This is a genomic window from Roseateles sp., from assembly GCF_047654805.1.
GTDB lineage: Bacteria > Pseudomonadota > Gammaproteobacteria > Burkholderiales > Burkholderiaceae_C > Pelomonas.
Window position 1 is genome coordinate 4050173 of sequence record NZ_JASGIV010000001.1, and the last position, 12632, is coordinate 4062804.

Annotated in this window: 12 protein-coding genes; 4 read left to right on the forward strand and 8 right to left on the reverse strand. The window is 65.1% G+C overall.

The window, feature by feature from the left end; all coding sequences use genetic code 11:
* Window positions 1–73: 73 nt before the first annotated feature.
* The gene (locus QM732_RS18355; protein WP_415657537.1) at window positions 74–2467 is read left to right on the forward strand and encodes a penicillin-binding protein 1A; all 2394 of its coding nucleotides are present in this window, start codon (window positions 74–76) and stop codon (window positions 2465–2467) included.
* 4 nt (window positions 2468–2471) lie between these two features.
* Here QM732_RS18355 and cyaY read toward each other — a convergent pair whose 3' ends face one another.
* Complete coding sequence (gene cyaY / locus QM732_RS18360) at window positions 2472–2798, reverse strand: iron donor protein CyaY (protein ID WP_415659412.1); 327 nt, start codon at window positions 2796–2798, stop codon at window positions 2472–2474.
* A gap of 17 nt (window positions 2799–2815) precedes the next feature.
* Here cyaY and lptM point away from each other — a divergent pair, with 17 nt between their 5' ends.
* Window positions 2816–2962: an LPS translocon maturation chaperone LptM gene (gene lptM, locus QM732_RS18365; protein WP_415657538.1), complete on the forward strand. Its 147-nt coding sequence runs from the start codon at window positions 2816–2818 to the stop codon at window positions 2960–2962.
* Here the strand turns inward: lptM and QM732_RS18370 are convergent, their stop codons facing one another.
* The 6 genes from QM732_RS18370 to QM732_RS18395 form a co-directional block, all read right to left on the reverse strand.
* Complete coding sequence (locus QM732_RS18370; protein WP_415657539.1) at window positions 2963–3964, reverse strand: ABC transporter ATP-binding protein; 1002 nt, start codon at window positions 3962–3964, stop codon at window positions 2963–2965. It lies immediately after the preceding gene.
* Window positions 3961–4941: an ABC transporter ATP-binding protein gene (locus QM732_RS18375; RefSeq protein WP_415657540.1), complete on the reverse strand. Its 981-nt coding sequence runs from the start codon at window positions 4939–4941 to the stop codon at window positions 3961–3963. The genes QM732_RS18370 and QM732_RS18375 overlap by 4 nt, the downstream gene beginning before the upstream one ends.
* A complete protein-coding gene (locus tag QM732_RS18380; RefSeq protein WP_415657541.1) occupies window positions 4938–5882 on the reverse strand; it encodes an ABC transporter permease in 945 nt (314 codons plus the stop codon). Before QM732_RS18380 ends, QM732_RS18375 begins: the two co-directional genes overlap by 4 nt.
* Window positions 5883–5884: 2 nt before the next feature.
* The gene (locus QM732_RS18385; RefSeq protein WP_415657542.1) at window positions 5885–6862 is read right to left on the reverse strand and encodes an ABC transporter permease; all 978 of its coding nucleotides are present in this window, start codon (window positions 6860–6862) and stop codon (window positions 5885–5887) included.
* A gap of 214 nt (window positions 6863–7076) precedes the next feature.
* Complete coding sequence (locus QM732_RS18390) at window positions 7077–8294, reverse strand: porin (protein WP_415657543.1); 1218 nt, start codon at window positions 8292–8294, stop codon at window positions 7077–7079.
* A gap of 184 nt (window positions 8295–8478) precedes the next feature.
* Window positions 8479–9516 (reverse strand): porin, encoded by a 1038-nt coding sequence (locus QM732_RS18395; RefSeq protein WP_415657544.1) that lies wholly within the window; start codon window positions 9514–9516, stop codon window positions 8479–8481.
* A 196-nt stretch (window positions 9517–9712) separates the two neighbouring features.
* Between QM732_RS18395 and coq7 the strand changes: the two genes are divergently transcribed.
* Window positions 9713–10375, forward strand: a complete 663-nt coding sequence (gene coq7, locus QM732_RS18400) for a 2-polyprenyl-3-methyl-6-methoxy-1,4-benzoquinone monooxygenase (RefSeq protein ID WP_415657545.1) — start codon at window positions 9713–9715, stop codon at window positions 10373–10375.
* On the opposite strand, the gene QM732_RS18405 is transcribed toward coq7, so the two are convergent.
* Window positions 10376–10807, reverse strand: coding sequence for an OsmC family protein (locus QM732_RS18405; protein WP_415657546.1), 432 nt, complete (start codon window positions 10805–10807; stop codon window positions 10376–10378).
* Between the two features lie 295 nt (window positions 10808–11102).
* Here QM732_RS18405 and ilvA point away from each other — a divergent pair, with 295 nt between their 5' ends.
* A complete protein-coding gene (ilvA, locus tag QM732_RS18410) occupies window positions 11103–12623 on the forward strand; it encodes a threonine ammonia-lyase, biosynthetic (protein WP_415659413.1) in 1521 nt (506 codons plus the stop codon).
* Window positions 12624–12632: the final 9 nt, after the last annotated feature.

Genomic DNA, 12632 nt, shown 5'->3' on the forward strand with positions numbered 1-12632 from the left:
GATGCGGTCGAACGGTGTTTCCTATAATCCGTCGCCTCGTCCCCACGCGCCCCAGGGCGCGCCCTGCCGGCTCATGAATGACAAGCCCCGATCCGCTGCATCCAGTCCTTCGCCCGCCGGCAAAACGCCCCCTTCCGACAGTACTGCTCGCCTGAGCCCTCGCCTGGGCCGCTGGGCACTGTGGGGCCTGGGCCTGATCGCCGGCGGCATCGCGGCAGTCCTGCTGCTGGTGGCGCTGGCTTTGTCGCTGGCGTATCCCAACCTGCCCGACATCAGCGGGCTGACCGACTACCGCCCAAAACTGCCGATGCGGGTGCTGTCCAGCGACGGCGTGCTGCTGGGCGAGTTCGGCGAGGAGCGCCGCAACTACCTGCCCATCCAGCAGATCCCCAAGGTGATGCAGGAGGCCGTGCTGGCCATCGAGGACTCGCGCTTCTACCAGCATGGCGGCGTGGACTACCTGGGCATCATCCGCGCCGGCCTGGCCAACGTCGGCGAGTCGCGCAGCCAGGGTGCATCGACGATCACGATGCAGGTCGCGCGCAATTTCTACCTGTCGACGGAGAAGACCTTCACGCGCAAGATCTACGAGATCCTGCTGGCCCTGAAGATCGAGTCGGCACTGTCCAAGGAGAAGATCCTCGAGATCTACATGAACCAGATCTTCCTGGGCCATCGTGCGCACGGGTTCGCAGCCGCCAGCGAGATCTACTTCGGCAAGACGCTGGACAAGATCAGCGTCGCCGAGGCCGCCATGCTGGCCGGGCTGCCCAAGGCGCCGTCGGCCTACAACCCGATCAACAACCCCAAACGCGCCACGCTGCGTCAGCAGTACATCATCGAGCGGATGTACGAGACGGGCTACATCACCGAGGAGCAGCGGGACGCGGCCAAGGTGGAGAAGCTGCGCATCCGGCCGGTGGTGGAGTCGGCCTCGCATGCCGAGTTCGTCGCCGAGGCGGCGCGCCAGCTGATCTTCAGCCAGTACGGCGACGAAGCCTATTCGCGCGGTCTCAACGTCTACCTGACGCTCAACAGCGCCGAGCAGAACAGCGCCTATCGCGCGCTGCGCCGCGGCATTCTGGACTATGAGAAGCGCCAGGTTTACCGCGGCCCGGAGGCCTATGCCGACCTGCCCCGGGACACCAAGGAACTGGACTCGCGCATCGCCGAAGCCTTGAGCGACCACCCCGCCAACGACGAACTGCTCGCGGCAGTCGTACTGGATGCTGACCCGAAGAAGGTCACCGCCGTGCTGCAAAGCGGCGAGGCCATCGCCATCACTGGCGACGGCCTCAGGCCGGCCACTTCCGGCCTGTCCGATAAGGGCAACCCCAAGACCCGCATCCGCCGCGGCGCCGTCATTCGTGTCGTCAAGGGCCCCAAGCAGAAGGACGGCAACGAATGGACCATCACGCAATTGCCCGAGGTCGAGGGCGCCTTCGTGTCGCTGGACCCCAAGACTGGCCAGGTGCACGCCATGGTGGGCGGCTTCGACTACGCCAAGAATAAGTTCAACCACGTGACCCAGGCTTGGCGCCAGCCCGGCTCCAGCTTCAAGCCCTTCATTTACTCGGCGGCGCTGGAGAAGGGCTTCACGCCGGCCACCATCGTCAACGATGCACCACTGTTCTTCGACGCTGGCACCACGGGCAGCCAGCCCTGGGAGCCCAAGAACTACGACGGCAAGTTCGAAGGCCCCATGCCGCTGCGCACCGCGCTAGCCAAGTCCAAGAACATGGTATCCATCCGCGTGCTGCACTCCATCGGCGTGAAGTACGCGCAGGACTGGATCACGCGCTTCGGCTTCGAGGCGGAGAAGCACCCCGCCTATCTGACGATGGCGCTGGGAGCCGGCTCGGTGACGCCCATGCAGATGGCCCAGGGTTTCTCGGTGTTCGCCAACGGCGGCTACCGCGTCAACCCGCAACTGATCTCAAGGATCACCGACAACAAGGGCCGTCTGCTCTACGAGGCCTTGCCCGTCGCGCTGACGGACGACGCCCGCGCCATCGAGCCCCGCAATGCCTTCCTGATGAGCAGTCTGCTGCAGGAGGTCACCCGCAGCGGTACGGCGGCGCGTGCACAGGCCACGCTCAAGCGTCCCGATATCTATGGCAAGACGGGCACCACCAACGACTCAATGGACGCCTGGTTCGCCGGCTACCAGAAGGACCTAGTCGCCGTCGTCTGGATAGGCTATGACCAGCCGCGCAAGCTGGGTGACCGCGAGACCGGCGGGGGCCTGAGCTTGCCGGTCTGGATCGAATACATGGGCTTTGCGCTCAAGGGCAAGCCGGTCGACGAGATCACGCCGCCGGAGGGTGTCGTCAACGTCAACGGCGAGTGGTTCTACGAGGAATACACCGCCGGCAACAGCGTGCGCGAGCTGTCCAACGAACCCAACGTGCCAGCCACGAGCAGCGAGGACGAGAAGAAGTCCATCCTGGACCTCTTCAAGCGCTAGCGGCTCAGGCGTTGAACGTCAGAGCCCTGCCGGCCTGCTCGCTGGCGCTGCGCGACAGCCGCAAGCAGAACTCCTGTCCTTCGCGGTCCACCCACTGCGCGCCATCCCACTTGAAGTGATAGCCGCCCGACCGCGCCGCGAGCCAGATCTCCTGCAGCGGCGGCTGGGTGTTGATGACGATCTTGGAGCCGCCCGGCATGCTGAGTTCCAGCAACCCGCCGGTTCGGTGGCTGTCGATGTCGACGATGTCCTCGTCCAGCCAGGCGTCGACCTGCGCCTCGATGCGCGCGAGCAGTGCATGGGCCTTGGCGTGGTATTCGGCGTCGGACAGGGGCATAAACTGGACGGATGAAGAAGACTGCCGCCAGTGTAGGTGGGTGCATCGCCACCCTGCTGATCACCCTTACCGCGCTCGCGGGTTGCGGGCAAAAAGGCCCGCTGACCCTGCCGAAGGCCGCGGAGGCGGCATCGGCCCCCGCCTCGTCGCCGCGCTGATCAGTCCGCCCTGCCCTCCTCCACCGCGTGGCAGGCCACGCGCACGCCGCGGACCTCCAGCAGCGCCGGCCGCTGGGCCTTGCAGCGCTCGTTGGCCAGCGGGCATCGCGGATGGAAGCTGCAGCCGCTGGGCGGGCTCAGCGGGTTGGGGACCTCGCCCTGCACCGGGGTGCGCGCGCGACCCGTCATGTGAATGTCGGGGATCGCATCCAGCAACATGCGCGTGTAAGGGTGGCGCGGCTGCGTGAACAGCGCGGCCTTGTCCGCGACCTCGACGAGACGGCCCAGGTACATGACACCGACTTGGTCGGCCACATGACGCACGACCGCGAGGTTGTGCGAGATGAACAGATAGGTCAGGCCGCGTTCGCGCTGCAGGTCCTTCATGATGTTGAGGACTTGCGCTTGTACCGACACGTCCAGCGCCGACGTTGGCTCGTCGCAAACGAGGAACTCGGGTTGGGTGGCCAGGGCTCGGGCGATGGAGATGCGCTGGCGCTGGCCGCCGGAGAACTGGTGCGGGAATTTCTCGGCGTCGGCTGGGTTAAGGCCGACCGAGCTGAGCAGCTCGCCCACGCGCTTCTTCGCGTCGGCGTCGCCCTTCACGAGGCCATGTTCGCGCAGCGGCTCGGCCACGATGTCCTGCACCTTCCAACGCGGATTCAGCGATGCATAGGGATCCTGAAAGATCATCTGCATGCGCCGACGCAGCTTGAGCGCGTTCGCGCCGGCCAGCGTCCGGGCGATGTCTTCCCCGTCGAAGTGAACCGCGCCGCGCGTCGCGCCGTAAAGCCCCACGAGCAGGCGGGCGACCGTGCTCTTGCCACAGCCGCTTTCGCCGACAAGGGCCAACGTCTGGCCGCGGGCGATGCCGAAGGACACACCATCGACGGCGTGCACGAAGGCCTTAGGCTTGCGCTCGACGACACGGTTCAGCCAGGGCGGCGACACATCGAAGATCTTGGCGAGGTCGCGGACCTCCACGAGGGGGGCGCCGCTCATCGCTGGACCTCCGTAGTGACGGGTCGCCAGCAGGCCGCGTTCGTGGCGCCGACCTGGGCGAGCTCGGGTCGCTCGGTGCGGCAGCGCTCGGTGACGCGCGGGCAGCGCGGGTTGAAGGCGCAGCCCGGCGGAATGGCGGTGAGGCGCGGCATCGCCCCGTCGATCTGCAACAGCCGCTCGCGATCTTCGTCCATGGCGGGGATGGAGCCCATCAACCCGACCGTGTAGGGATGGGCGGGGCGGTGGATGACGTCAGCGACCGGGCCGATCTCGGCGATGCGGCCTGCATACATGACGGCCACGCGGTCGCAGGTCTCGGCGATGACGCCCATGTCGTGGGTGACCAGCATGACAGCCGCTCCCTGCTCGCGGCAGACCTTCTTCAAGAGAGCAATGATCTGCGCCTGGATGGACACGTCCAGCGCGGTGGTCGGCTCGTCTGCGACGATGAGCTTGGGATTTGCCGCGAGCGCCAGGGCGATGACCACGCGCTGGCGCATGCCACCGGAGAACTGGTGCGGGAAATGGTCCACGCGCGCCTCAGGGGCTGGGATGCCGGTGGAGGCCAGCAGCTCGATGGCGCGGACGCGGGCTTGACCCGACGTCAGGTCAAGGTGGGTCGTGATCGTCTCGACGAGCTGCCGCCCCACGGTGTAGAGCGGGTTCAGCGAGGTCAGCGGGTCCTGAAAGACGGCGCCGATCTCGCGGCCGCGGATGCGGCGCAGTTGCTCATAGGGCAGGTTGTCGATACGGCGCCCGGCAAGGCGGATCTCGCCGGCGGCGATGCGGCCGGGCGGATCCAACAGGCCGATGATGGCGGCACCGGTCAGCGACTTGCCGGCACCTGACTCGCCGACGACGCCCAGGATCTCGCCCGGCGCAATGGCGAAGGAGATATCGTCCAGCGCCAGCAGCGTACCGTGACGCGTCGGGAACTCCACCCGCAGGTGGCTGACTTCAAGCAACGGAGCGGTCATCGCAGTCGGGGGTTCAGCGCATCGCGCAACCAGTCGCCCAGCAGGTTCACGCTGAGCGTGATGAGGATCAGCGTCAGGCTCGGCCAGGCGGTGATCCACCATTCGCCCGAGAACAGGTAGTCGTTGCCGTTGCGGATCAGCGTGCCCAGCGAGGGGCTGGTAGCCGGCACGCCGACACCCAGGAATGACAGCGTCGCCTCCGTGATGATGGCCGACGCGATCTGGATGGTGGCCAGCACCAGCACGGGGCCCAGCACATTGGGCAGCACGTGGCGGCGCATGATGCGAAAGCCGCTGACGCCGATGACGCGGGCGGCTTGCACATACTCCTTGTTGCGCTCCACCAGCGTGGAGCCACGTACGGTGCGCGCGTACTGCACCCAACCTGTCAGCGCAATGGCCAGCACCAGGACGACGAAGGCCAGCATGTCGGGCGCATGCGGGAACAGGCTGCGGCCGACACCGCTGATCATCAGCGCGACGAGGATAGACGGGAACGACAGCATCACGTCGCAGATGCGCATGATGAAGGCATCGGTGCGCCCGCCGACAAAACCGGCCAGCAGACCGAGGCTGACGCCGATTAGGATGGACAGCAGCACCGAGGCGATGCCGACAAGCAGCGAGATGCGCGCACCGTACATCAGTGCCGACAGAATGTCGCGGCCCTGCCCATCCGTGCCCAGCCAGTACTTGGGCTCGCCGCCGTCTACCCAGGACGGCGGCTTGAGCGAATCCATCAGCTCCAGCGTCGCCAGGTCGAAGGGATTGTGCGGAGCGATGACCTCGGCGAGCAACGCGCAGACGAAGCAGACCAGCGCAATGAGGGCGGCCATCATCGCGACCGGCGAACTGCGGAAGGAATACCAGACGTCGCCGTCGAAGAACGCCTTCAAGGCCGACGACGAGGTGGTGGGATGAGGGTTGGCGTCGACAGCCATCTTCAGTGGGCCTTGCCTTCGACGCGCAGGCGCGGGTCGACGGCGAAATAGAGCAGATCCACGCCGAGGTTGATGACGACGAAGATCAGGGAGATCAGGCAGAGGTAGGCCGCCATCACGGGGATGTCGGCGAACTGCACAGCCTGGATGAAGAGCAGGCCCATGCCGGGCCATTGGAAGACCTGCTCTGTGATGATGGCAAAGGCAATCAGCGAGCCGAGTTGCAGGCCGGTGATGGTGATGACGGGCACCAGCGTGTTCTTCAACGCGTGGCCGAAGTACACGCTACGGTCCGTCAGGCCGCGGGCACGCGCGAAACGGATGTAGTCGGTGCGCAGCACTTCGAGCATCTCGGCACGTACCAAACGCATGATCAGCGTCAGCTGGAAGGCTGATAGCGTGAAAGCCGGCAAAATGAGATGCAGCAGCCCGTCGCGCGTCAGCAGGCCCGAGGTCCAGGAACCGAAGGCGACGACCTCGCCACGGCCGAAGCTCGGCAGCCATTTGAGCTCGACGGCAAAGATCCAGATCAGCACGATGCCGACGACGAAGTTGGGCAAGCTGACACCGAACAGCGTGCCCGTCATCAGCAGTTGGGCGCTGGCCTTGCCTCGCCGCAGCGCCGCGTAGACGCCCAGCGGAATACCCAAGCCGAGGGCAATCAAGCCGGCAACCAGGGCCAGCTCCAGCGTCGCCGGGAAGCGTTCTGCGATGAGGGTCGAGACCTTGCGCCCCTGCCGAAGGCTGATGCCGAACTCGCCCTGGGCTGCGTTGACCACGAAATGCGCGAACTGCACCGGGAACGGCCGGTCGAGCCCCAGGTCCTTGCGCAATGCGATGCGCTGCTCCTCTGTTGCGTCCTGACCCAGCAGATTGTTGACCGGATCGCCGACGTACTGGAACAGCATGAAGGCGATGAAGGCCACCGCCAGCATGACAACCAGGGCCTGGACCAGGCGGCGAAGAATGAAAACCAGCATGAAGACTCTGAAGCGGGCGCGCCCTTGCGCCGAGCGAAGGCGCGATCATGGCGGCGTCACGCGGGCACAAACGCCAGGGAATGCCCTATGCCCTCTACGTGCGGCGACGCCCCATTGCGCTGAACAAGCCCGGCGCAAGGCCAAATAGAAAACGGGCCGCAAAGCGGCCCGTTCCGGGAAGACGCAGGGTGGCGGGCAAGCCCGCCGCGCAGCATCAGAAGCGGTGACGCAGACCGACCATGGAACCGCCACGCTTGCTGGCGCCATTGGCGAACGTCACAGCGCCGCTGGTGCGGGTGTAGTCGAGCTCCAGGTAGGCGTCGGTGCGCTTGGAGAATGCGTAGTCCAGCACCACGGCGAAGAAGTCGGCCTTGGACGTCGTGTTGGCGTTGGTCGACAGGCCCGATGCCGCAGCCAGTGCAGCGGCGAACGGTGCAGCCAGGTTCTGGGCCGAACCGTAATGCGACTGCTTCGTCAGCCAGGCGTTGGCACCGATATTCAGCTGAGGCGTCAGCTGATAGGTGGCACCGAACATGTACATCGTGCGCTTGTTGATGTCGGTGGAGTTGGCGTTGAACATGTTCAAGCCAAGCAGGCCGCTGGTGTACACGGCGCGCGTGGACGCAGCGACACCAAAGGGGGCCGTCGAAGCAGCCGACGCAGCAAAGGCAGCGGCGCTGGACTGGTTCAGCAGACCGTAGGGGTTGTCAAACTTGTTCTGGCCCCACGAGGCATGCACATAGAGCGGACCATCCGTGTAGGACGCGCCCAGGACGGTAGCCTTGACCTTCTTGCCGGTCTGCTCGGTCGCCTGCAGATAAGCGCCGCCTGCACCCCACTTGCCATCGCTGTAGCGAACCAGGCCGCCGATGGTCTTGTTGGGCTGAACCGCCGCCGAGCCCGACTGGCCCTCGCCAGCACTCACCTGGACTTCCGCGTACACGTTACCCAGTTGGACCAGGTACTTGACCATGTTGTCCTGGCGGGCCGTCATCGCCAGACCGATCTCGGGCTTGTACGCCTCGATGTAGGGCGAATAACGGAAGGAGGCAAACGTCGACGTGTAGAGGTCGAACAGGATGTTGTATTGACGACCCAGGCGGATCTGGCCGAAGTCGTTGGACTGCAGGCCCACCCAGGCCTGGCGCCAGAAATCGGGGTTGCCGCTGACGGCACCCGTGTCGGACTGGAGGCGATGCTCAAGGTTGGCCAGGGCCTTCAGGCCGCCACCCATATCTTCGGTGACATTCACGCCCAGTCGGCTCTGCGACATGCCGCCGGGAACCACGGTCTTGGTGGACGTGCCGGCGTTGGCGTTGGTCGTGTAACGCACTGCGACATCCACGATGCCATACAGGGTCACGCTGGACTGGGCCCAGGCTGCAGAGGTGCTGGCGGCCAGAACGGCAACGGCCAAGGATGCTTTTTTCATCAAGGTTGTCTCCTGCGAAGAAAGGTGAACCGTTCGATTCTCAGCGATGCGCTCTGCCATAACGCGAGGTCTGTTGTTGATTGTCCACAGCGGAATCCCCTGTCGCGCAAGGGACAAGAGCAGACAAAAAAGCCGCCCGAAGGCGGCTTGGCTGAGTCGACAGCGGCCCGAAGGCCGCACTCGATCAGAAGCTGTGCTTGATACCGACGTCGAAGCCGCTGGACTTCTGGCCGCCAGCGGTCGCGGCAGGAGCGCCGGCAACGAGGAACTTGGCAGCGCCCTTGTTGTCGATCTGCGAGAACGTCGTGTACAGCGCGGTGCGCTTCGACAGGTTGTAGGCGTAGCCGATGGCCAGCAGCTTCGCGTCGCCGATCGGGGTGTAACCGGTAACGGCAGTCTCGGCAGCGACGTTGGCCTTGGCGTCCGTGTACGAAGCCATCAGCTGACCCTGGCCCAGAGGAGCCGTAACGGAAGCCGTCCAGATCTTCTGCTCGCGGCCCATGAACTTGCTCTGCGTGTACGACAGCGAGGGACGAGCCACGCCGAAGTCGTAGGCACCGCCGACGGACGTCAGCTTGAACTTGCTGGTGTCAGCTGCGTTGGACGTGCTGGCGTAGGTGCCGGACACGTGCAGCGGACCGTTCTTGTAGCCCAGGCGAACCGACTGGCCCTTGTTGGTGCCAGTGCCTTCGCCGGCCGAGATGTCCACGCCGCCGTAGAAGCCGCTCAGGCCGCCAGGCAGGGAGTAGGAGACCAGATTGTCGGCGCGGCCGAAGGACGTGCCGTTGCCGCTGCCCAGGTTGCTGTAGACGGCGCCGACGCTGCCCAGACCCGTGAAGGTGAAGGGATCGAAGTCTTCGAGGTGCAGGCGCGAAGCGGTCTTGTTGCGACCCAGACGCACTTCACCGAAGTCGCCAGTCAGGCTCACGGTGGCGCGACGGCCCCAGAAGGCGCCGCCGTTGGCAGCAACACCGTTGTCCACGCCGACTTCGGATTCCAGCCAGAAGCCAGCCTTCAGGCCGCCACCGAGGTCTTCCGTACCGCGCACGCCGAAACGGCTGGTGTTCAAGCCGCTGGAATCAAGCTTCTTTTGCTTGAGGCTGCCGGTCTTGACGTACTTCATGTCGGCGTCGATGACGCCGAACAGGGTGACCGAAGATTGCGCGACGGCAGCGCCGCCGGTCAGACCGAGGACGGCCAGGGCAATCAGAGCTTTCTTCATTCGATACTCCTAGTTATTCATCCAAGTCGCCGCTCGCGTGAGGTTCGGCGGCTCACCTCCTGTGAGGAAGTCCGCGTATTCCACCAGAGCTCGGGGTCGTTCGGGAATTCACGGATATGAAATTGTGTGTTGCCGTTGCTGAGTCGCAACGTCACGCCTAATTCACGCCACCTTCATCGAAACATTGCTTAACTGAATGCAATCTGAAACAAGCAATTCCTACGGTCGCCGCCTCAGTTTGGGTGACCGGTTGATCAGTGCGCTGGATGCCGGTCTGCGCACGGTTTTTGTCTCGACACGGGCGGCCAGGCAATCACCTTCGGCAACCCTTCACGACACCGAATTGAGCGCGGAGGAAAAGCAGCAAGCAGCTGCGCTGATGCGTGTCAACCACGTCGGCGAGATCTGCGCCCAGGCGCTGTACGAGTCCCAGGCCCTGTTCAGCCGCAGCGAGTCGCTGCGCAAGCACTTCGAGCAAGCCGCTCAAGAAGAGTTGGATCACCTCGCCTGGACGGCCGACCGCGTCGCTGAGTTGGACGGCCACACCAGCCATCTCGCACCGGTTTGGTGGGTCGGCGCCTTCGCCTGCGGCAGCTTGGCTGGCATGGCGGGCGACAAATGGAGCCTGGGCTTCGTTGTCGAGACGGAACGCCAGGTCGAGGCCCATCTGGCCTCCCACCTGCGCCGCCTGCCCGAGGCAGATACGGCGTCCCGAGCCATCGTCGACCAGATGCGGCGCGAGGAAGCCGAGCACGCCGAAGCGGCCATCTCCGCTGGAGCGCGGTCGTTGCCGCCCCCGATTCCCGACCTGATGCGCGCGGCGGCCAAGGTCATGACGACCGTGGCCCACCGCATCTGATCAGACTTCGGCGATCTCGAACGAGGTGCTGATGGCCGAGGTCTTGGCCAGCATGGCCGTGGCCGAGCAGTATTTCTCGTGGGATAGCGCGACCGCCCGCTCGACGATCTCCGGCTTGAGCGCCTTGCCGGTCACGACGAAATGAAAATGGATGGCCGTGAAGACCTTGGGGTCGCTCGTCGCGCGCTCGGCCTTCAGGACGACCTTGCAGCCGCGTACGTCGTGGCGCCCACGCTTGAGGATCAGCACGACGTCATAGGCCGTGCACCCGCCGGTGCCGGCAAGCACTGTCTCCATGGGCCGCGGCGCCAGGTTGCGCCCCCCGCCATCAGGCGCACCATCCATGGCCAGCACATGGCCGCTGCCGGTCTCCGCGACGAAGCTCATGCCACTCGGGCCTTCGGGGCCAAGCCAACTGACTGTGCATTCCATGGTCATCTAGAGTCAAAGCTCCAATTCGTTCACGAAAAATATTGCAGCGCAGCATAACTCGGCGCTAAACTGCCACCCAAGCGAAAACGTTTTCGCACCGATTGTCTCCTCCACCGCCTCCATGGTGGATTCAACCCGAGCTTGCAAGAGCTCGGGTTTTTTTTCGCCGAAGGCTGGCGTCTCCGCCCACCAAGGGTCTCCCCCTATCATGCGGCGCTGCAACACAGCCAACGGAGCCCCGATGAGCGCCCCCTCGCGCCGCCGTTCTACCGCGTCCCAGGCGACGCCGCCCGCGATGCTGCCACCGGGCAGCAGCTACCTGCAGCGCATCTTGAACGCCCGGGTCTACGAAGTCGCCCGCGAAACCACGCTCAGCCCAGCCGCCAAGCTGTCCAAGCGGCTAGCCAACAAGGTCTGGCTCAAACGCGAGGACGAGCAGGACGTCTTCAGCTTCAAGCTGCGCGGTGCCTACAACAAGATGGCCCACCTCTCGGCCGAGCAGCGCGGCGCCGGCGTCATCTGCGCCTCGGCAGGCAACCACGCCCAGGGCGTGGCGCTGTCGGCCAAGAAGCTGAGCTGCCGCGCCGTCATCGTGATGCCAGTAACCACGCCCCAGGTCAAGATCGACGCAGTGAAGGCGCTCGGCGGCGAAGTGGTGCTGTTCGGGGAGAGCTTCACGGACGCCTACGGCCACGCCAAGGAACTCGAACTCGACCAGGGCCTGACCTTCGTCCACCCCTTCGACGACCCCGACGTCATCGCCGGCCAGGGGACCATTGCGATGGAGCTGCTGCGCCAGCATCCCGGCCCCATCGACGCCATCTTCGTCGCCATCGGCGGCGGTGGACTGATCTCCGGCATCGCGGCCTACGTCAAGGCGTTGCGGCCCGAGATCAAGGTCATCGGCGTGCAGACCACCGACTCCGACGCCATGCTGCGCTCGGTCAAGGCCGGCAAGCGCGTGACGCTCAACGACGTGGGGCTGTTCGCCGACGGCACCGCCGTCAAGCTGGTCGGCGAGGAAACCTTCCGCATCGCCCGCGAGCTGGTGGACGACTACATCGTCGTCGATACCGACGCCGTCTGCGCGGCCATCAAGGACGTCTTCGAGGACACCCGCTCCATCCTGGAACCCTCGGGCGCGATGAGCGTCGCCGCCGTCAAGCAGTATGTCGCCCGTACCGGCGCCAAGGGGCAGAGTCTGGTGGCCATCACCTGCGGCGCCAACATGAACTTCGACCGCCTGCGCTTCGTCGCCGAGCGGGCCGAGGTCGGCGAACAGCGCGAGGCCCTGTTCGCCGTCACCATTCCGGAGGCGCGAGGCAGCTTCAAGCGCTTCTGCGAGCTGTTGGGACCACGCAGCGTCACCGAGTTCAACTACCGGATCGCCGACGCCAAGGTCGCCCACATCTTCGTCGGCATCGCCATCTCCAAGCCCGACGAGGCCGCCAAGCTGGCTCGTACCTTCACGAAGGCAGGTTTCGAAACGCTGGACCTGACCGACAACGAGATGGCCAAGCAACACATCCGCCACATGGTGGGCGGGCGCAGCGAACTGGCTCGTCACGAACGGCTGTATCGCTTCGTCTTCCCGGAGCGGCCGGGCGCACTGATGCGCTTCCTGTCCAGCATGCACCCGGACTGGAACATCAGCCTCTTTCACTATCGCAACCAGGGTGCAGACTACGGCCGTATCCTGGTCGGCATCCAGGTACCCAAGGGTGATGCTGGCGCTCTGCGCGAGTTCCTCGACGGCCTGAACTATCCGTTCGAGGATGAAACCACCAATCCGGTCTACCGCTTGTTCCTGGGTTGAGTTGAAATG

Coding starts and splice junctions, on each gene's coding strand:
- QM732_RS18355 (WP_415657537.1), top strand. CDS start 74: ATGAATGACAAGCCCCGATCCGCTGCATCCAGTCCTTCGCCCGCCGGC.
- lptM (WP_415657538.1), top strand. CDS start 2,816: ATGAAGAAGACTGCCGCCAGTGTAGGTGGGTGCATCGCCACCCTGCTG.
- QM732_RS18370 (WP_415657539.1), bottom strand. CDS start 3,964: ATGAGCGGCGCCCCCCTCGTGGAGGTCCGCGACCTCGCCAAGATCTTC.
- QM732_RS18375 (WP_415657540.1), bottom strand. CDS start 4,941: ATGACCGCTCCGTTGCTTGAAGTCAGCCACCTGCGGGTGGAGTTCCCG.
- QM732_RS18380 (WP_415657541.1), bottom strand. CDS start 5,882: ATGGCTGTCGACGCCAACCCTCATCCCACCACCTCGTCGTCGGCCTTG.
- QM732_RS18385 (WP_415657542.1), bottom strand. CDS start 6,862: ATGCTGGTTTTCATTCTTCGCCGCCTGGTCCAGGCCCTGGTTGTCATG.
- QM732_RS18390 (WP_415657543.1), bottom strand. CDS start 8,294: ATGAAAAAAGCATCCTTGGCCGTTGCCGTTCTGGCCGCCAGCACCTCT.
- QM732_RS18395 (WP_415657544.1), bottom strand. CDS start 9,516: ATGAAGAAAGCTCTGATTGCCCTGGCCGTCCTCGGTCTGACCGGCGGC.
- coq7 (WP_415657545.1), top strand. CDS start 9,713: ATGCAATCTGAAACAAGCAATTCCTACGGTCGCCGCCTCAGTTTGGGT.
- QM732_RS18405 (WP_415657546.1), bottom strand. CDS start 10,807: ATGGAATGCACAGTCAGTTGGCTTGGCCCCGAAGGCCCGAGTGGCATG.
- ilvA (WP_415659413.1), top strand. CDS start 11,103: ATGCTGCCACCGGGCAGCAGCTACCTGCAGCGCATCTTGAACGCCCGG.